Genomic DNA, 19304 nt, shown 5'->3' with positions numbered 1-19304 from the left:
AAGGGGGAATGGACATCGGACCGAATTTCATGACTTGCGCATCCTGTCCGTCACCCGTCGCTCGCCCGTCCTGAGGTCGCGATGCGATACGGGCTGATCGGCCTCCTGCTGCTGGCCACGGCCGTTTCGGGCGCCCTGGCCGGGGAGCGCGGCGCGTGGAATTGGGGCGCGGACGCACCCCCGATCCCCGCTGACAATCCGATGAGCGCGGTCAAAGTCGAACTGGGGCGGCGCCTGTTCTACGATGCCGACCTTTCGATCAACGGCACGATGTCCTGCGCGACCTGTCACGAGCAGCACCACGCATTCGCGGACGGAAATCGCACTCACGCTGGAGCGCTGGACGATCCGGGGCGGCGCAATGTTCCCGCGCTCCAGAACCTCGCCTGGCTTTCGCCGCTGACCTGGGCCGATCCGCGGCAGGCCACGCTGGAGGCGCAGGCCTCGGTGCCGATCCTGGGCGAGCACCCGGTCGAGATGGCGATGAAGGGGCAGGAAGCGGAACTGTCCCGGCGGCTCGGCCGCGATCCCTGCTATCGCAGCTTGTTCCGCAAGGCCTTTCCGCAATCCCGGGGGCGGATCGACTATGCCGACGTGGTGAGGGCGCTGGCCGCTTTCGAACGAACGCTGGTTTCCCGAGGCAGCGCCTGGGATCGTTTCGAGAGCGGGGAGAAAGACGCGCTTTCAAGCCAGGCGCGGCAGGGGCTGACCACTTTCAGGCGCGACTGCGCGGGATGCCACGCGGGGGGCGATCTCACGGACGCGAGGTTCCACAGGATCGGTCCGGTCGGCGCCGATCCCGGGCTTGCGGAGATATCCGCCTCTCCGGACGACCTGGGCCGCTTCCGCACGCCCGGTCTGCGCAATGTTGCCGTGACGGCTCCTTACCTGCACGACGGTTCGGCGGCGACGCTGGCCGATGCGATCGCAGCGCACGGACAAGCCGTCCAGAGCGCGGACATGCCGCCGCTCATCGCCTTCCTGGAAAGCCTTACCGACCACAGCTTCCTGGCCAATCCGCAGTTTTCGCTGCCGATGGAGGCTTGCGGCAAGCCTTTGTGATCCCCGGCGTGGGCGCTAAAGCGTGACGCCGCGTTTCCAGATGCCGATGGCCCGCTCGTCGTTGCTTTCGTTGCGCGCAGGTTCGCCGCTGGCCACCGCGAGGATCCGGTCGAGCAGGACCTCTGCCGCCGTTTCCATGCCCTGTTCCAGAGCGATGCCGGCGTCGAAATCGATCCAGCCGGGCTTGCGCGCGGCAAGATCGTGGTTGGAGGCAATCTTCATCGTCGGCACCGGGCTGCCCAGCGGTGTACCCCGGCCGGTCGAGAACAGCGTGATCGTTGCGCCCGCCGCCGCCAGCGCAGTGGTGGACACGGCGTCGTTGCCCGGACCTTCCAGCACCGTCAGGCCGCCTTGCGCCCGCAGCGGCGAGATACGCTCGCCATAACCGATCACGTCACGCACGGGGGCGAGGCCGCCCTTCTGCACGGCGCCCAGCGACTTTTCCTCCAGCGTGGTAATCCCGCCGGCGATATTGCCGGGGCTGGGGTTTTCCGAGACCGGTTCGCCGTGATCGAGGAAGTAGCGCTTGAACCCGTTCACCAGGGCGGAGAGGCTGTCGAACACTTCCTGGCTGGTGGCGCGTTCCAGCAGCAGGTTCTCGGCGCCGAAGACTTCGGGAATCTCCGTCAGGATCGCGGCGCCGCCGGCCTGGGTGACGGCATCGGCCATCAGGCCGATCAGCGGGTTGGCGGTCAAACCGCTCATGGCATCGGAACCGCCGCATTTCACGCCCAGGCGCAGCGCCGATAGGGGCACGTCTTCACGGCTGTCGCCTGCCATCTCGGCCAGAAGCTCGGCAATCAGGGCCTGGCCGGCGGAGAACTCGTCCGTTTCGGACTGGGCGCGCAGGACCCGCAAGCGCGAACGGCGCGCTTCGGGAATGCGTTCCAGCAGTGCATCGAGCTGGTTCGATTCGCAGCCCAGCCCCAGCAGCAGCACGCCGCCGGCATTGGGGTTGAGCGCCAGCGAGGCGAGGATCGCGGCAGTGCCGTCCAGGTCCGCGCCAAGCTGCGAGCAGCCGAAAGGATGGTTGAAGGCGTGGACGCCCTCTGCCCCCTCCGGGCCCGCTACCATTCCGGCATTGGCCTGCGCGGCCAGTCGCTCGCCCAGCCGGCCGACGCAGCCCACCGTGGGCAGGATCCAGAGTTCGTTGCGCGTGCCGACGCTGCCGTCGGCACGCCGATAGCCGCGGAAGGTGCGCTCCGCGTTCGTGCTTGCGCCTGCCGCGGCAGCGCCGGGGCCGGCAAAGGCATAGGCTTTCTCACCTGCCAGAGCCGTGCTCAGATTGTGCGAGTGGACGTGCTCTCCCACCGCGATGTCGCGCGTGGCCAGGCCGATCGGGGCGCGGTAACGGTGGACGGCCGCGCCGGCGGCGATCGGCGCGACGGCGAACTTGTGGCCCGCGGGAATGGGATCGCGCAAGGTGACATGAAGGCCCGGCAGGCGGATTTCCCGGCCCGCATCGAGCGGGTGCAGGGCGACGGCGACATCGTCTTCCTGAGCAATTCGAACGGCATCGACGGAGGGGGCAAGAGTCTCGATCATAGGCCGACGATACGCCATTGCCAGCGCTGGCACAACTCGATATTCGGACGGCAGCCAAGGAGATTCCGGATGCCGCAGCTTTCGCTTCACCCCGACCGCCTGTTCCCCGCCGATCCCGACACGCGGGCCATCGCGCGCGAACTCTATGCGCAAGTGGCGGGGTTGCCGATCGTCAGCCCGCACGGGCACACCGATCCCGCGTGGTTCGCTTCCGATGCCGCCTGGACCAATGCGACCGAGCTTCTGCTGGCCCCCGACCACTACCTGTTCCGCATGCTCTATTCGCAGGGGATCGACCTCGATGCGCTGGCCGTGCCGCGCAAGGGCGGGCTGCTGCCCGATACCGATCCGCGCGAGGCCTGGCGCCTCTTCGCAGCGAACTGGCACTTGTTCCGAGGGACGCCCTCCAGCATGTGGCTGGACCATGTCTTCGCCGAAGTCTTCGGCATCGCGGTCACGCTGGATGCCGGTTCGGCGGACCATTACTACGACACGATAGCAGAGGCGCTGGCCTCGCCCGCATTCCGCCCGCGCGCGCTGTTCGAGCGGTTCAACATCGAACTGCTCGCCACCACCGAAGGCGCGGGCGACGATCTGAAGCACCACAAGGCGATCCGCGCTTCGGGCTGGAAGGGCAATGTGGTCACTACCTATCGCCCGGATTCGGTGATCGATCCCGAGCACGATTCCTTCGCGCGCGACCTTGCCCGGTTCGCACAGCTCTCGGGCGAGGACGTGGGGAGCTGGCAGGGCTACCTCGCCGCACACCGCAAGCGCCGCGCCGATTTCCAGGAGATGGGCGCCACGGCGACGGACCACGGTTTCCTCAGCGCGCGCACCGCCGACCTCTCCACTGCGGCGTGCGAGGCGCTGTTCGCCAAAGTCATGGGCGGCAAGGCCGATGCCGCGGAAGCCGAGCTGTTCCGGGCGCAGATGCTCACCGAGATGGCGCGGATGAGCCTGGAGGACGGCATGACCATGCAGATCCACCCCGGCGCCACACGCAACCACAACGCGCGTCTCTTCGCCAGCCACGGCCGAGACAAGGGGGCGGACATTCCGCGCGGCACCGAATATGTCGAGGCGCTGCGCCCGATGCTCGACCTGTTCGGCAACGAGCCGGGCCTTACCGTCATTCTCTTCACCCTGGACGAGACGACTTACGCGCGGGAACTGGCGCCGCTCGCGGGCCATTACCCCGCCTTGCGCCTTGGCCCGGCCTGGTGGTTCCACGATAGCCCGGAGGGCATGCGCCGCTTCCGTGAAATGACCACGGAGACCGCAGGCTTCTACAATACGGTAGGGTTCAATGACGATACCCGCGCGTTCCTGTCGATCCCGGCACGGCACGACGTGGCGCGCCGCATCGACTGCGGCTTCCTGGCGCGGCTCGTCGCGGAGCATCGCCTGGCGGATTGGGAAGCGGCAGAGTTGGCGCAGGAACTGACCCTGGGTCTCGTGCGCAAGGCCTATGGCCTAAAGGCTCCGGCGTCGCGCGTGGTGGAGCTGGCGTGACACGCCTTTCGCAAGCCTCGCTGGCCGCGCTTCCGGGCTCGGTCGCGGCGCCGCGGTACGACCGCGCGGCCGTGCGGCCGGGCGTCGTCCACTTCGGGCCGGGCGCCTTCCACCGCGCCCATCAGGCGGCTGCATTCGATACGCTGCTGGCTCAAGACCCTCGCTGGGGACTGACCGGGGTCAGCCTCCATTCGCGCGGCGTTGCCGATGCGCTGAACCCGCAGGATGGGCTCTACACCCTGGCGCGCCTTGATGCGGAGACCGACTACCGCGTGATCGGCGCGATCGGCCGGGTGCTCACGCGCGAAGATCCCGCTGCGATCCTGGCGGCCCTGGTCCATGCCGATACGCGCATCGTCAGCGCGACCGTGACCGAGAAGGGCTACTGCCTCGCCGCGGACGGCACGCTCGATTTCGCCAACCCTGCCATCGCCGCGGACCTCGACGCCGCGCGGTCCGCAGACTGGATGCCGTCATCCTTCACCGGCTGGCTGGTGCGCGGGCTTCAGGGCCGCCGTCTCGCAGGGCTGCCCGGCGTGACCGTGCTCTGCTGCGACAATCTCTCGGACAATGGCCGCAAGCTGGAAGCCGCGACCCTGGCGCTGGCGGAGGTGGTCGACCCCAAGACCGCGCGCTGGATCGCCGATCATGCGGCGTTCCCGAATGCCATGGTCGATTCCATCACGCCCGCCACTGACGACGCCCTGCGCGCCCGTGTCGCCGCAGCGATAGGGCAGGAGGACGCCTGGCCCATCCAGCGCGAGCGCTTCACGCAGTGGGTGATCGAGGACGGTTTCGCCGGGGAGCGCCCCGCGCTCGACCTGGCGGGGGTGACCTTCACCGGAGACGTTCGCCCCTTCGAAACCGCCAAGTTGCGCCTGCTTAACGGCGCCCATTCCTCGCTGGCCTATATCGGCCTGGGGCGCGGGCTGGAAACGGTGGCCGAAGCCATGGCCGACCGGGAACTCGCCGCATTTGCCGAGCGCCTGATGCGCGAAGATATCGCGCCATCGGTCTCCGCCCCGGCAGGGCTGGACCTGCAGGCCTATATCTCGGACATTCTGGCCCGCTTCGCCAATCCCGCGATCCGCCACCTGCTTTCCCAGATCGCCTGGGACGGATCGCAGAAGCTGCCCTATCGCCTGCTGGACACGGTGCGCGCCGCTCTTGCAGCGGGCCGCCCGGTCGCGCGGCTGGCGCTGCCCATCGCCGCCTGGCTGCGCTTCCTGGCCGCCGCCGCGCGTGAGGGCCGGACGATCACCGATCCGTTGTCGGGTCCGCTGCTCCAGCGCGCCGAAGACTGGCGGGCAGTGCTGGCGATGCGCGAGGTTTTCGGCGAACTCGGCGCGGACCCCCGCTTCGTCGGCGCGGTGGAGGCCGGCCTCGCAGGATTGGCGGCGGGACGTCTCGACCCTGCTTGCGTCCACTGAAAGGGGCGGCCCTTTCGGCGTCAGGCCGGGGCGGGCCCCGTGGACTCGGCGGGCACGAGTTCCAGCGCATGGGGCATGGTCGGCGCTGCCGTCTTGCCCTCGATCCGCGCGATCAGTTGCCCGGCGGCGCCGGCGGCCATTTCACCGAAAGGGCGCAGGACCGAGGTGAGGGCAGGGGTCAGCATGCGCGTGAGGATGCTGCCGTCGAAACCGACGATGGAGAGCTGGCCGGGCACCGCGATCCGGCGCGTCGCGGCCACTTTCATGACCCCTGCGGCCATGATGTCGTTGGCCGCGAAGATGGCGGTGGGGCGCGGCTCCCGGCTCAGCAGATCTTCCGCCGCGAGGACGCCCGAGGCGAAGCTGTAGTCTCCCGAGGTTTCCGCCAGCGAGATCCCCGCCTGGTTCGCGATTTCGCCCAGGAAGCCCGTGCGCCTCTCCTGCGCGGAGGCGACCCCTTCCGGCCCGTTGACGAGGCCCAGGGCGCGGTGGCCCAGGCCGAGCAGATGGCGCGCCACTTCGGCACCGGCCTGTCGTTCCTCGCTGAGGACGACGCCTGCAAATCCCTCGATCGGGATGGATGACAGCGCGACGGCAGTGACGGGGCAGGTATCCAGCGCTTCGGGCAGGCCCGGTACGCCCGAGACCGGCGGCAAGAGGATGATGCCGTCAACTCTCGACCTGTCGATGAAGGCCAGGACGTCGTCGATGACGGCGTCATCCTGATCGGGGCAGGCGTGGACCACCAGTTCGTAGCCGTTCGGCGATGCCACTCTGGCGATCCCGCGCTGGATGGAATCGAGCACCAGCGCGTTCTGGTCGTTATGCACCAGCCCGATCAGGAACGAGCGGCGCATGGCCAATGCCCTGGCGCCCCGGCTCGGCTTGAAGTTGAGCCGGTCGATGATGTCCTCGATCGTCTTGCGGGTGTTCTCGTTGACCTTGGGCGACTTGTTGAGGACGCGGGACACCGTGCGGATCGAAACGCCCGCGGCGGCGGCGACATCGTCGATAGTGGGCTCGCCGCCTGGGGATCGCGCTTCCGGTGCTTTCATCGCCTGTCGTGTAATGGCCTGCGGGCGGCGATCAAGGGCTTTCCCAAGTCGGCACCGGCACCTGCGCCCGCACCTGCGAACAGACATGGTCGTTTTTCGACCGCGCTGACGACGCTCGGGAAGTTTTACTGATTTATTTCCGCATTGTAGCGAAACCGTCACCAATCCGTGAAATAGGCCCGCTCCGGAAAGTTGCCGGCGCCGTGAACTCGTCGCGGCGCTTTCGCATCCAAGGGGGGTATAAGTGTTGAACAAGTCCGTTGTCACGTTGGCGGTTGCTGCCGGCTTTACAGTATTCGCGCCCGGAATGGCCCAGGCGCAGGATACCGCACCCAGTGACGCGGATGGCAGCGAATTCGGCGATATCGTCGTGATCGGCAGCGGCCAGACCCGCTCGGTCTCGACCCTGCTGCCCTCCAATCTCGAAGCCCTGCCGCCGGGTACCAGCGTGCAGAAGGCGCTGAACTTCCTGCCGGGCGTGAGCGCGCAGTCGATCGACGCGCTGGGCGTCAACGAGCAGTCCCTTTCGCTGCAGGTGCGCGGTTTCAGCACCACCCACCTCGGCTATACGCTGGACGGCATGCCGCTGGGCGACGGCGCCTACAACAACTACAACGGCCTTTCGATCAGCCGCGCGTTGATTTCCGAGAACCTCGGCCGGGCCGACCTGGCGACGGGCATCGCCGGCCTTGGCATCCCTTCGACCAGCAACCTTGGCGGCGCGCTGACCTATTTCAGCAGCGATCCGCACCAGGACATCGGCCTGACGGTCAGCCAGACGGTCGGTAGCGAAGATACCCTGCGCACTTTCGCGCGCTTCGACACCGGCGAGCATGGCGGGTTTTCGGCCTATGTCTCCGGCCACTACAGCGAACAGGACCTGTTCGTGAACCAGCGCGCCTATAACAAGTCGACCGGCAAGCAGTTCAACGGCAAGGCGAAGTACGCCTTCACCGGCGGCACGATCACTGCCTTTGCCGACATTTCGCGCACCAACCAGGCCGACGATGCCTATCTCTCCAAGGAAATGCAGGGGCGGCTCGGCTGGGACTGGGGCGGCTATGCGCCTGACTGGCAGTCGTACCTCGACCGCGCCTACTGCTCGGTGACGGGACCGACCGCGCCCACCAAGTGCGTTGCCGCACCTTCACCGCAGAAGAACTCGGACGTGACCTTCACTAACGGTCAGATCCTGCGCAATGACAACTTGTTCTACCTCGCCGGCGATTTCGACATCACCAAGGCGATCAAGGCCCGCGTTCAGGTCTATCACCATACCGACAAGGGCGCCGGCAATAACTGGATCGTCGGCTGGTCCAAGCAGGGCACGGCAACCACTGCCGATGACGTGCCGGTGCAGATCCGCGACACGCGCTATACCATCAACCGTACCGGCGGGCTCGGCAGCCTGAGCTGGGACGTGGGCTTCAACCAGTTCCAGGCCGGCTTCTGGATCGAGGAAAACAAGAGCAGCGCCGCGCGCTACATCTGGACCAACGTGACCGGCCCGTTCGACATCGGGCAGTTCCTGGAGGGCCAGCCAGATACGGCGCAGTGGGTGCAGGAAACGAAGTGGAAGACCCGCCAGTTCTACGTGCAGGACACGATCAAGCTGCTGGATGACGCGCTCACCGTCGACTTCGGCTTCAAGGGGACGTACTCCCGCTCGGACGCCGAGGCGCAGGACGGCATCGCCAAGACCCCGCCGCCGGCCTCCAGCCAGTTCGCCACCGGCTCGCTGACGGCCAAGGACTTCTTCCTGCCCGAAATCGGCCTGCACTGGCAGGTCGCCCCGCAGCACGAACTCTTCGCCAGCTATGCCGAGAACATGGCCATGTTCCAGGGCGGCTTCAAGCTGGGCCCGCAGTCCGTCTCGCAGACCGTGTGGAACGCGCAGGGCAAGACCCTGAAGCCCGAGACCTCGAAGAGCGTCGAAGGCGGCTACCGCTTCGTCAGCAGCCAGTTGCAGGTCGCGCTCAGCGGCTATTGGGTGAAGTTCGACAACCGCCTGCTCCAGTACAATCCCTGCCCGACCAACCAGCAGCAGAATCCGGGTTGCGGCAACTCGTTCCACAATGCCGGCAGTGTCACCAGCAAGGGCGTGGAACTGGGCGTGCTGTGGAAGCCGCTGCCCTGGCTGAACTGGTACAACTCGGCCTCGTACAACAAGTCCACGTATGACGACGATCTGAACTGGTGCACCGGCGCGACTTGCGTCATCAAGGCAACCGCGGGCAAGCAGCAGGTCGATACGCCCAAGGAAATGCTGGCGAGTGTCCTGTCGGTGAAGCAGGACGGTTTCTCCGCTTCGGTACAGGGCAAGTATACCGGTCGCCGGTACTATACCTATACCAACGACCAGAGCTTCGGTGGCTATGTCACCGTGGACCTCGGCCTTGGCTACGACTTTGGTGACTTCGGACCGCTGAAGGGCGGAAAGCTCTCGCTGAACGTGACCAATCTGACCAACAAGCGCTATGCGTCGAACTTCGACAACAGCGTCTTCGCACCGGACGATGTCAACGGAACCATCCTCGTGTTCCACTCCTCGGCACCGCGCCAGGTCTTCGGTACGCTGGGCGTCAGCTTCTGATGCGATAGGAGCCCTTTCGGGCGGATTTCAACGGCCTTTCCCGCCATGGCGGGGGAGGCCGTTTTCGCATGTGGCCGGGGGCGCCTTGCCATCAGTCGGCGGCGGAGATCACCTCGATACGCAGGGGAGCGCCGCCCGCGGCGATGTCGAGCAGGAGGTCGACATTCGGATGGGCGCCGGGCCGGCTGCGCGCGTCGGGGGTGTGTTCGGCGAAAATAGCCAGGCCATGCTCGGCCGCAGCCGCATCGAGCGTACCGAAGGACTGCTTCAGGTAGTTGTAGACGGCCAGGGAGCCTTGCTTGCCCGGCTGGTTCTCGATGCCGGCGACGACCGCGCCGGTTTTGTCGAGCAGGTCGATGCGCAGGATGCCGTCGATCGGCGGCAGTTGCTGGAGATTGTCCTTGAAGGCGGCGGCGGGTTGGATCGTCAAAGCCGTGTCTTTCGTGTTCCCGGGTGAATGGCGCGGGCCTCTAACACCTTCCCCATCCGCCCGCCAAGGCGGCAGTAGATGCTGGCGCGGCATACGCATCGGAAATCGACTTGAGGTAGGCGGCAGGACTAGCCCCTTCGTTCGGTCCGGTTGGCCAATTCACGCAAACAGGTTTCCCATTCGCGAACCGCGAACGGGAAAAGCGGCTGAAAAGCGAAGGATTTGCAAGAGGTTCGACCCGCTAACGCAATCGTTCTTGCCAGCGAATCGCCATTTGCGAAGCCTCTGCCACGCCATGCTCGAAAACGCGGGCACAATTCATGACGATCATGAGGCAGGCGCAACCACCGCGCCGACTGGAGAATGAAACGATGGCTGTCGCATCACGCGTGTTGCTGCTGGGCAGCGCGATATTCCTCATCGCTGCCGATGCCGCAGCAGAGCCGCAAAATCCCGATCCCATCGGCCGGGTCGATCTGGCCACCGTTCCTTTTGGCCAGGGCGAGCAGCTGATTTCGGCGACGTACACGCCCTCCGGCAAAGTCCTCGTCGCCTATCAAAGCCATGCCGGCGGCGACGAGCGGGACCTGACGCTGGCGACAATGAACGACGACGGCAGCGCCCTTCGGCCGTTTTTCGCGGGACGGATCCCCGAACGCCCGAAGGACAACGGCCTTCGCTTCATGGTCTTTCCCGACGATCGCCGGATATTCCTCGGCGACTTCGTGATCGAATGCGCGACCCCGCTGGAAACTTGCGAAAAAGCCGGATTGATCCCGGTGCTCTACCCGTCCGAAGTCGCGGACGGCGATCATATCGCCCATCGCTGGTCGGAAATGGTGATCGCTCCAGACAACCGGCACGTCGCCTGGACGACGCTCTTCGCGAATTTCTCCGCGGCCGTGTTCACGGGGACCTTGCAGCGGCAAGGCGACAGCTACCGGATCACCGCGCCGCGCATCGTCAGCACGCGTGAACCTTTCGCCGCGGACCCGCGCCATGCCGATGGGGTGATCCCGCAGCCTGTCCGCGGCGGCGAAGTGAAGCAGTTCGTGCGCGGTGGCACGGCGCTCTCGCTGGTGGGGGCGATCAGGCGCGACTTGCCGGACTCGGTCACGCTGGACCTGGCGAACGGCGGCCTTCAGGCCGTCACCGATACGCCTGGCTATACCGAAACCACCATCTTCTCGCCCGACGAACGCCTGGGGTTGACGATGACGACGCGGTTTTCGGCGCAGACCGACCCGGCCATCCTGGGCCTGATGCCGCGCCCCTATCCCGCCGCGCTCAACATGGGGCTGAGCATGTTCGCCTATACTTATGCCGTTACCGGCGTGCGCAGTTCGCGTGAGGGCAGCGTAGGTCCGGCGCTCATCGATATCGCCGCCTCGCAGCGACAGGACGGCTACCTCGGCAAGGACCTGGGCACCGAGGCGGGCTGGGTGTTCAACTCGCCGCTGTCCTGGAATCCGGATGGCAAAAGGGGAATGTGGATCGAGAACCGCAGGGGCAGTTCCACGAAGCGCATCCGCATGGTGCGGCTGCCCGATTACCGGCCCGGCCCCGCGGTGAAGGCGCGCGCGACGCCCGAACGGATGGCCTATGCGTCTTCCGATATGACCGAAGTTCCGAAACTGGCCGATCAGGCGAAGGCGGTGAACGTGAAGGTCTATGGCCGGACCTCCGGGTACATCGCCTATGAACGGACAGCGGCGACGATCTCCAAGACCTATGTCGATTTCAGCGACGATGGCGCCGCCGTCTACAACGGCCGTGAGACCACGCATGTCCATCCCGCCGGTGCATCGACCTATGAGGCCGACATCGTTCTGGCCGGTCCGAAGCCCGGTGAGATGAAGCTGAAAGTGACTTTCGGGCCGCTTTCGGGCGCGCGGCCCAGCGCGATCGACTTCTCGCGCGACGGGCAGGGCCAGCCGCGCAGTGGCGGCTTCGCCAGCTATGCCGGCCAGCGGCTGGAGGTGACCAGCCTCGTGCCATGAGCAGGACCGACGCCCTGCGACGAAACAAAACGGCATACCGGGCATTTGCAGGAGCGATACTTATCCCTTCCCATCGGGAGATCCACCTTGCTCAGTGCGCAGCCGGCCGTCCGGCCTATCCGTCCGCTTCGCCGGTCGCTTCATCCGCTTCACGCGCTGTTGATGGCCTTTCCAGTCGCGCTGTTTCCCAGCGCGCTGCTGTCCGACGTGACTTACGTGAAGACCGCGCAGATCCAGTGGACCAACTTCTCCGCCTGGCTGATTACCGGCGCGCTGCTGTTCGGCGGGTTTGCACTGCTCTGGAGCGCCATCGCCACCTGGGCCGCGCGGGAGCGGGTGGAGCGGCGCCATGACGGCGTGGTGACGGTGCTGCTGGCGCTCGCGTGGATCGCGGGGCTGTTCAACGCCTTCCAGCACAGCCATGACGGTTGGGCTTCGGTGGGAACGATGGGTGTGGTGCTCTCGGTTCTGAGCACGATCCTCGCGCTGGCCGCGGGCTGGGTGGGCCATTCGCAAGGCCGCGTTCTGGCAGTGGAGGCAGGCCGATGATCTTTCGCCATATCGCCATCGGCGCATCGGCGCTGGCGCTCGCGGCTTGCGGCAGCAGCAATCCCGACCTCGACCAGACCGGCGCGCAGCCGGACCTGCCGAAGCAGCGGCAGACCCTGTTGCCGCCCATGAACATCGCCACTCCGGCGGGCTGGAACGGTGAAGCGCCCAGGGCGCCGGCAGGCTTTGCCGTCACCGCCATCGCCACCGGGCTCAAGGTGCCGCGCCAGATCCTGGTGCTGCCCAATGGCGACATCCTCGTGGCGGAAGGCATGGGCGGCCAGGACGCGCCGACCGTGCGGCCCAAGGACGTGATCGCCGGCTACATCAAGTCCATGGGCAAGACCTCGGTGAAGGGCGGCAACCGCGTGACCTTGCTGCGCGACACCAATGGCGACGGCAAGCCGGACTTGCGCACCGAATTCGCGACCGGGCTCAACGCGCCCTACGGCCTCGCCTATGCCGACGGAAACATCTACGTGGCGGATCAGGATGCGGTGATCCGCTTCCCCTATCGCGACGGCATGACCCGCGCGGAAGGTCCGGGCGTGGAACTCGTGAAGCTGCCTTCGCGCATCAACCATCACTGGACCAAGGCGATGACGGCCTCTGCCGATGGCTCGAAGCTCTATGTCGGCATCGGCTCCAACAGCAATATCGGCGAGCGCGGCCTCGACGTGGAGCAGGATCGGGCGCAGATCTGGGAAATCGACCGGCAGACGGGCGCGCACCGGACTTATGCTTCCGGCGTGCGCAATCCCACGGCGATGGCCATCAATCCCGCCAATGCCCAGCTCTGGACAGTGGCCAACGAGCGCGACGAACTGGGCCCGCAACTGGTGCCGGACTATCTCACTTCCGTGCGCGACGGGGGCTTCTACGGCTGGCCCTATAGCTACTGGGGGCAGAACGTGGACCCCCGCGTCCATCCGCAGAAGCCTGCCATGGTGCGTGCGGCGATCCGTCCCGACTATGCGCTGGGATCCCATGTCGCCGCGCTGGGGCTGTCCTTCGTCACGGGAACGGGCCTCGGCGGCAACTTCGCGCAAGGGGCCTTCGTCGGCGAGCACGGCAGCTGGAACCGGCAGGACCTCTCCGGCTACAAGGTGGTCTGGGTGCCCTTCGCCAATGGCCGCCCCTCCGGCAAGCCGCAGGACTTCCTGACCGGCTTCATCAAGGACGGCCATGCCCGCGGCCGGCCGGTGGGCGTCGCCTACGATCCGGTGGGCGGAGCACTGCTGGTGGCCGACGATCTTTCGAACACCGTCTGGCGCGTGGCGCCTGTCCGGCCCTGACGCTTCCTGGCCGCCGCCTGCGCTGGATTGAAACCATCGCACGCGGCGGCTCGGCCTTCGGAACGGGTGGCTCTGGTTCAGGGCGCTGAAATGAAGTCGTTTTCCGCTGCGCTCACAGAACCTCACGCCAATTAACAAGCCGGATCGGCGCGGCCCGTTTATGACCTCCTGACAGACAAGGAGGTCGTCATGCTCAACGAAACGCCCATTCTTACCCCTTCCCGGCGGCGCGAATTCATCGCCGGCGCCGCGGCGCTGGCATCGGCCATGGTGGCTGGTCTCGGGCCGAAAAGCGCCATGGCGGCCGCGCCCGTGCGGCAGGCATCCATTGCTTTTGAGCCGGTGCGGCAGATCGCTGCCGGCACGCTCGACATCGGCTACGTGGAAATGGGCCCGTCTTCCGGGCAGCCTGTGCTGCTGTTCCACGGTTGGCCATACGACATCCACAGCTTCGCCCAGGTCGCGCCGATCCTGGCCGCGCAGGGGCACCGCGTCATCGTTCCCCACTTGCGCGGCTTCGGCACGACCACCTTCCGGTCGGCGACCAGCCCGCGCAATGGCCAGCAGGCCGCGCTGGCGGCAGACGGCATTGCCTTGATGGATGCGCTCGGCATTCGGCAGGCCATCGTCGCCGGGTTCGACTGGGGCGCCCGCACGGCGGACATCATGGCGGCGCTCTGGCCGCAGCGGTGCAAGGCGGTGGTGTCGGTCAGCGGCTACCTGATCGGCAGCCAGGCGGGGAATGCCAAGCCCTTGCCGCCCAAGGCCGAACTGCAATGGTGGTATCAGTTCTACTTCGCCACCGAGCGCGGCCGCGCCGGCTATGCGGCCGACACCAAAGCCTTCAACCGTCTCATCTGGCAGCAGGCCTCGCCCCGCTGGGCTTTTGACGACGAGACGTACGACCGCTCGGCCGCGTCCTTCGCCAATCCGGACCACGTCGATATCGTCATTCACAACTACCGGTGGCGGCTCGGCCTGGTGCAGGGCGAGGCGCAGTACGACGCTGCCGAGGCGCAGCTTGCATCGGCGCCTGCGATCACCGTTCCCGCGATCACCATGGAAGGCGATGCCAATGGCGCGCCGCACCCGGAACCTGGCGCTTACCGCGCGAAGTTCTCCGGCCCCTACGAGCATCGCCTCATCACCGGTGGGATCGGCCATAACCTGCCGCAGGAGGCGCCTGAGGCCTTCGCCAAGGCCGTGCTCGATGCGGGGAAGCTGGCATGACGCTGCGTCCCGGCGCCTGCTGCCTCGCGCTGGCTGCAGCGGTCCTGGGCCTGTCCACCATGGTGGCGGCCCAGGACCGGCAGACAGAAGCGGCTCCTGTCTACGGCGTGAGGTTGCCGGAGGGCTACCGCGACTGGAAGCTCATCAGCGTCGCGCACGAGGCGGGCAAGAACAACGACATCCGTGCGATCCTGGGCAACGAGATCGCCTTGCGTGCCTATCGCGCGGGAACGCGGCCGTTCCCCGATGGCGCGGTGATCGTGCGCCTGGCCTGGCGCTTCGAATCGTCGCCCCGGAATGATGCGGTGTTTCCCGCTCCGCAGTCCTTCGTGGCGGGGGAGGCCACTAACGTCCAGGTCAGCGTCAAGGATGCGCGGCGCTATGCGGCCAGCGGCGGATGGGGCTACGGCCAGTTCGAGGACGGAAAGCCTGACCCCGACGAGGCACTGACACGCTCCTGCGCGGCCTGCCATGCCAGGCTTGACGCGGGCGAACCGGGTGCGGACCGGGTCTTCACCGACTACGCACGCTGAAGCGGGCGACATCGATCGCCCGCTTGCCGCCAGTCGCTGGCCATGACGCCGGTGCGGGACGCTATCGCCCGCACCGGCGTCCCTGTCTTATTTGGCCATGGCGGCCCGCTCGATCAGCGCCGCGACTTCGGCCGGGTGCGACACCATGACGACATGCGAGCCGCCCTTCACGACCACCGTCTGCCGCGACTGCGCGCGCTCGGCCATGTAGTGCAGGGCGGCCGGCGGAATGTTCCGGTCGGCATCGCCATAGACGAACCACGAAGGCACATGCTTCCAGGCCGGCGCGGTCGAGGGTTCGGAGAGCGCGGCCTCGGTCACCGGGCGCTGTCCGGCCGCCATCAGGCGTGCCTCCGCCGCTGGCACGTCGGCCGCGAACTGGTCGTGGAAACGGGCCTGAAGGATGTAGAGATCCTGGCCGCCGCCCGCGATCGGGACGGGCGGCGCCAGTGCCGGAGCGAGCGTACTGCCGGGAAACTTGCCGGTCAGACCCAATGCGGTCTCGCCCGCGTCCGGCGCGAAGGCGGAGACGTAGACCAGCCCCTTGACGCTCTGCAGTCCATCCGCCGCCTCGGAGATGACCGACCCTCCGTAGGAATGGCCCACCAGCACGACGGGTCCGGCAATGCTTTTCACCACGTCCGAAACGACAGCGGCGTCCGCACGGACCCCGCGCAAGTTGTCAGGCGCGGCGACCACGGCATATCCGTCGTGCTGGAGCACGGAAATGACGCCGTTCCAGCTGGAGGAATCCGCAAAGGCGCCGTGGACCAGCACGATCGTCGGTTTCGGTGTCAGCGTGCGCGTCTGCGCCTCAGCCGCGGCATAGGGAACGAGCGCGCCTGCAGCCAGGGCCAGCGCGCCGGCAAGGACAGTCTTCATGATGGAAATCTCCGTTACAGGGTCAGGCCAGGGCCACGACGGTGTCGATGTTGCCCTTCACCGCCTTGGAGTAAGGGCAAGTGCGATGCGCCGCTTCGATGATCTGGCGCGCGAGGTCCGGTTCGAGCCCGGGCACATGGACGTCGAGCCTTGCTGCCAGCGCATAGCCGTCCGGGCCGTGGCGGAGTTCGACATGCGCATCGATGGACAGGTCGCTCGGGAGCGTCACGCCCCTGGTTGCGGCGGCGATGCCCATCGCGCCCTCGAAACAGGCCGACCAGCCGGCGGCAAAGAGCTGCTCCGGATTGGTGCCCTGGCCTGCCGTGCCGGGGGTGGACAGCGCGATGTCGAGGCGCCCGTCGGAACTGCGGGCCTTGCCTTCGCGGCCGCCGGTGACATGGACTTCGGCGGTATAGAGCGTCTTGATGTCGGACATGGGTATTCTCCTTTTATTTGAGGGGTTCGTCAGCGCAGGGGGCGGAAGGCGGCGCGCAGTTCCCGGGCGAAGAGCGCGGGCTGCTCCCAGGCGGCGAAATGGCCGCCGGTTTCTGTCTCGTTGAAGTAGAACAGGTTGCGGTAGCAGCGCTCGGCCCAGCTTTTGGGCGCGCGAAAGATCTCGCCCGGGAAGACGCTGACGGCCACGGGCAGGTCGATGATGCCGCGCGCGTTGAAGTTGTTCGAATGGTCTTCCCAATAGATCCGCGCGGCCGAGGCCCCGGTTTCGGTGAGCCAGTAGAGCGAGATGTCGTCGAGTATCGCCTCGCGGCCCAGGACGCGCTCCGGCTGCCCGCCGCTGTCGGTCCACTGGGCGATCTTCTCGTACATCCAGGCGGCCATGCCCACGGGCGAATCCACCAGCGAATAGCCGATGGTCTGCGGCCGGGTGTTCATCATCGCAGCATAGGCCGAGTTATCGCGATAGAAGGCCTGGAGCTGCTCGAAAGCCCGGCGTTCCTTGGCCGAGAGCTGGCCGGGTGCGGGATCTCCCGCTGCCAGGGTCCGGGCGATGTCGGCCGGGACCACGGCGGGCATGTTGAGATGGATGCCCAGCAGGCCCGGCACATGCTGAAGCGCCATGCGCTGAGAGATCACCGAACCGCAATCGCCGCCCTGGCTGACATAGCGGTCGTAGCCGAGCCGCAGCATCAGCGTGGACCAGGCGCGGCCGATCCGGTCCGATCCCCAACCCGGCGTGGTCGGCCTGGCCGAAAACCCGAAGCCCGGGATCGAGGGGATGACGAGGTGAAAGGCATCCTCGGCCGTGCCGCCGTGGGCGGTCGGGTCGGTCAACGGAGCGATGACGTTCAGGAATTCCAGGACGGAGCCGGGCCAGCCATGGGTGAGGATCATCGGCATGGCGTTCTCATGGCGGGAGCGCACATGGATGAAGTGGATGTCCAGCCCGTCGATCTCGGTCATGAACATCGGCAGGGCATTGAGGCGGGCCTCCACCTGCCGCCAGTCGTAGGCGCCGCCCCAGTAGGCCATGAGTGGCTGCAACGCCTGGCGGCGCGCGCCCTGGCTGTCGTCCTCCACGGGCTGGGGATCGGCCCAGCGGGTTTCGGCGATACGGCGCTTCATGGCCGCGATCCGCTCCGCAGGCACCGTGACCCGGAACGGACGGACGCTACCGGCCTTTCCGGGCATGGCGGCCGCCCCGAGCGCATCGTCCGCTGCCAGCGCGCGGGCCGTGCCGGGCAGGGCGGCCAAGGCCACCGCGGCCGTTCCCGCCCCGGCCACGAAATTCCGGCGCGATGTCAGATTGTCTGCGATCATCTCTTTTCTCCTTGGCCGGTCTCCGGGCCGTGTGGCGAACAAAGTAGAGGGATCGTCGCGGGATGCCCGTTAGCTGCGGTGATGCCGCGTTAGCGCCTGTTGTGCGCCGCCGCCCCGGGCGAAACTGCGCGCAGCTAACGCAAGCTGGCGTGCAGGACTGCCTTCCCGGCGCCTAGAACGCGGGCTCCATCCAAGGGAGCCATCCGCCATGACAACGAACCGCTCGCTGGGCTTCATCGCCGCCGCCCTCATGACCGCTGGAAGCACGACGGCGCTCTGCTGCCGCGAGGCGCTGGCCCGCCCGCTGCAGGACGGCGACGCCGTCGCCGCAGCCACTCCCTCCCGCATCGGGCCGATCGACCTGCTGGAACGGGCGCGGCCATGGCTGGCGCCGCAGGGCGCTCCGACGCTGCGCGGCAAAGTGGTGCTGGTGAATTTCTGGACTTACTCCTGCATCAACTCGCTCCGGGCGCTGCCTTATCTGCGTGCCTGGAGCGATCGCTATGGAGACAAGGGATTGCAGGTGGTCGGCGTCCATGCGCCGGAGTTCGGCTTCGAGCACGATCCCGCCAAAGTCCGCAGCGCCGTTGCCGCGCTGGGCATCGGCTATTCCAACCTTCAGGACAATGACTATGCGATCTGGAGCGCCTTTGCGAACGAGGGCTGGCCGGGCTTCTATTTCATCGACGCGAAAGGCCAGGTCCGTGCCTATCGCGTGGGAGAAGGCGGTTACGACCAGGCCGAGCAACTGCTGCGCAAGCTCCTGACCGAGGCCGGCCATGACGTTTCGGGCGTGCCGCTGGCCTCGATCACGGGGCAAGGCATCGAAGCCGAAGCCGACTGGCGCAACCTGAAATCGCCCGAAGCCTATCTCGGCTATGCCAAGGCGGCCGCCTTCGCTTCGCCCGGCGGGTTCGAGCGCGATGCCGCACATCGTTATGCACCCGCGCGGGCGCTGCCCTTGAACCGCTGGGACTTGTCCGGCGACTGGAGCGTGGGGCCGGAATTCGCCGTGTCGGGCGGTTCGGACGGCTCCATTGGCTTTCGGTTCCATGCCCGCGATGCCCACTTCGTGCTCGGCGCGCCTGCCGGTGGAAAGCCCGTGCGTTTCCGGGTGACCATCGACGGCGCGGCCCCCGGCGCCGATCATGGCGCGGATACCGACGCGGCCGGCTGGGGCGAGTTGCGGCAGGACCGGCTCTACCAGATCGTCCGCCAGCACGGCGCCGTCACCGACCGCACGGTTCGCATCGAATTCTCGCAGCCGGGCGTCCGCGCCTATTCGGTTACATTTGGATAATCCCGCCCTCCTTTGCGCACCGTGTCTTGATCTGGGAAGGAAACTGCTGAAAACGCCTAGTCAGGTTTGTGTGATCCCGTCGACACATAGCAGCAGGCGGGGTTCCAGA

General features: G+C 66.9%; 16 protein-coding genes. 10 read left to right on the top strand and 6 right to left on the bottom strand.

Going from position 1 to position 19304, the window contains the following annotated elements; genetic code table 11:
• Window positions 1-81 precede the first annotated feature (81 nt).
• Complete coding sequence (locus tag ACZ1J6_RS05465) at window positions 82-1062, top strand: cytochrome c peroxidase (RefSeq protein WP_431567171.1); 981 nt, start codon at window positions 82-84, stop codon at window positions 1060-1062.
• A 15-nt stretch (window positions 1063-1077) separates the two neighbouring features.
• On the opposite strand, the gene ACZ1J6_RS05460 is transcribed toward ACZ1J6_RS05465, so the two are convergent.
• Window positions 1078-2607: a UxaA family hydrolase gene (locus tag ACZ1J6_RS05460; protein ID WP_431567172.1), complete on the bottom strand. Its 1530-nt coding sequence runs from the start codon at window positions 2605-2607 to the stop codon at window positions 1078-1080.
• Window positions 2608-2676: 69 nt separating this feature from the next.
• Here ACZ1J6_RS05460 and uxaC point away from each other — a divergent pair, with 69 nt between their 5' ends.
• Both uxaC and ACZ1J6_RS05450 read left to right on the top strand, forming a co-directional pair.
• Entirely contained in the window at window positions 2677-4122 is a 1446-nt protein-coding gene (gene uxaC, locus ACZ1J6_RS05455) for a glucuronate isomerase (protein WP_431567173.1), read from the top strand.
• A complete protein-coding gene (locus ACZ1J6_RS05450; RefSeq protein WP_465127069.1) occupies window positions 4119-5552 on the top strand; it encodes a mannitol dehydrogenase family protein in 1434 nt (477 codons plus the stop codon). The genes uxaC and ACZ1J6_RS05450 overlap by 4 nt, the downstream gene beginning before the upstream one ends.
• A 20-nt stretch (window positions 5553-5572) precedes the next feature.
• Here ACZ1J6_RS05450 and ACZ1J6_RS05445 read toward each other — a convergent pair whose 3' ends face one another.
• Window positions 5573-6607, bottom strand: coding sequence for a LacI family DNA-binding transcriptional regulator (locus tag ACZ1J6_RS05445; RefSeq protein WP_431567175.1), 1035 nt, complete (start codon window positions 6605-6607; stop codon window positions 5573-5575).
• A gap of 244 nt (window positions 6608-6851) precedes the next feature.
• On the opposite strand from ACZ1J6_RS05445, the gene ACZ1J6_RS05440 reads away from it, so the two are divergent.
• A complete protein-coding gene (locus ACZ1J6_RS05440) occupies window positions 6852-9200 on the top strand; it encodes a TonB-dependent receptor (RefSeq protein ID WP_431567176.1) in 2349 nt (782 codons plus the stop codon).
• Window positions 9201-9291: 91 nt separating this feature from the next.
• Here ACZ1J6_RS05440 and ACZ1J6_RS05435 read toward each other — a convergent pair whose 3' ends face one another.
• On the bottom strand, window positions 9292-9630 hold the full coding sequence (locus tag ACZ1J6_RS05435) for a DUF2322 family protein (RefSeq protein ID WP_431567177.1): 339 nt from the start codon (window positions 9628-9630) through the stop codon (window positions 9292-9294).
• Between the two features lie 371 nt (window positions 9631-10001).
• Here ACZ1J6_RS05435 and ACZ1J6_RS05430 point away from each other — a divergent pair, with 371 nt between their 5' ends.
• The 5 genes from ACZ1J6_RS05430 (at window position 10002) to ACZ1J6_RS05410 (ending at window position 15237) form a co-directional block, all read left to right on the top strand.
• The gene (locus ACZ1J6_RS05430; protein WP_431567178.1) at window positions 10002-11630 is read left to right on the top strand and encodes a hypothetical protein; all 1629 of its coding nucleotides are present in this window, start codon (window positions 10002-10004) and stop codon (window positions 11628-11630) included.
• A 162-nt stretch (window positions 11631-11792) separates the two neighbouring features.
• On the top strand, window positions 11793-12179 hold the full coding sequence (locus ACZ1J6_RS05425; RefSeq protein WP_431567179.1) for a DUF2231 domain-containing protein: 387 nt from the start codon (window positions 11793-11795) through the stop codon (window positions 12177-12179).
• Window positions 12176-13474 carry a PQQ-dependent sugar dehydrogenase gene (locus tag ACZ1J6_RS05420; protein WP_431567180.1) on the top strand — a complete coding sequence of 433 codons (1299 nt, stop codon included), beginning with the start codon at window positions 12176-12178 and terminating at the stop codon, window positions 13472-13474. Before ACZ1J6_RS05425 ends, ACZ1J6_RS05420 begins: the two co-directional genes overlap by 4 nt.
• A gap of 189 nt (window positions 13475-13663) precedes the next feature.
• On the top strand, window positions 13664-14704 hold the full coding sequence (locus tag ACZ1J6_RS05415) for an alpha/beta fold hydrolase (RefSeq protein ID WP_431567181.1): 1041 nt from the start codon (window positions 13664-13666) through the stop codon (window positions 14702-14704).
• On the top strand, window positions 14701-15237 hold the full coding sequence (locus ACZ1J6_RS05410) for a cytochrome P460 family protein (RefSeq protein ID WP_431567182.1): 537 nt from the start codon (window positions 14701-14703) through the stop codon (window positions 15235-15237). Before ACZ1J6_RS05415 ends, ACZ1J6_RS05410 begins: the two co-directional genes overlap by 4 nt.
• An 87-nt stretch (window positions 15238-15324) precedes the next feature.
• Here the strand turns inward: ACZ1J6_RS05410 and ACZ1J6_RS05405 are convergent, their stop codons facing one another.
• Genes ACZ1J6_RS05405 through ACZ1J6_RS05395 form a run of 3 tightly spaced genes read right to left on the bottom strand, consistent with a single transcriptional unit; the run spans window position 15325 to window position 17895 of the window.
• Window positions 15325-16119, bottom strand: coding sequence for an alpha/beta fold hydrolase (locus ACZ1J6_RS05405; protein ID WP_431567183.1), 795 nt, complete (start codon window positions 16117-16119; stop codon window positions 15325-15327).
• 22 nt (window positions 16120-16141) lie between these two features.
• Window positions 16142-16555, bottom strand: a complete 414-nt coding sequence (locus ACZ1J6_RS05400; RefSeq protein WP_132265994.1) for an organic hydroperoxide resistance protein — start codon at window positions 16553-16555, stop codon at window positions 16142-16144.
• A gap of 29 nt (window positions 16556-16584) precedes the next feature.
• On the bottom strand, window positions 16585-17895 hold the full coding sequence (locus ACZ1J6_RS05395) for an epoxide hydrolase family protein (RefSeq protein ID WP_431567184.1): 1311 nt from the start codon (window positions 17893-17895) through the stop codon (window positions 16585-16587).
• 208 nt (window positions 17896-18103) lie between these two features.
• Here ACZ1J6_RS05395 and ACZ1J6_RS05390 point away from each other — a divergent pair, with 208 nt between their 5' ends.
• A complete protein-coding gene (locus ACZ1J6_RS05390) occupies window positions 18104-19195 on the top strand; it encodes a redoxin domain-containing protein (RefSeq protein WP_431567185.1) in 1092 nt (363 codons plus the stop codon).
• Window positions 19196-19304 lie beyond the last annotated feature (109 nt).

This window comes from Novosphingobium sp. BL-S-21 (genome assembly GCF_055521655.1).
The sequence above is the reverse complement of the archived record's forward strand: the minus strand, read 5'-3'. Positions and strand labels throughout refer to the sequence as shown.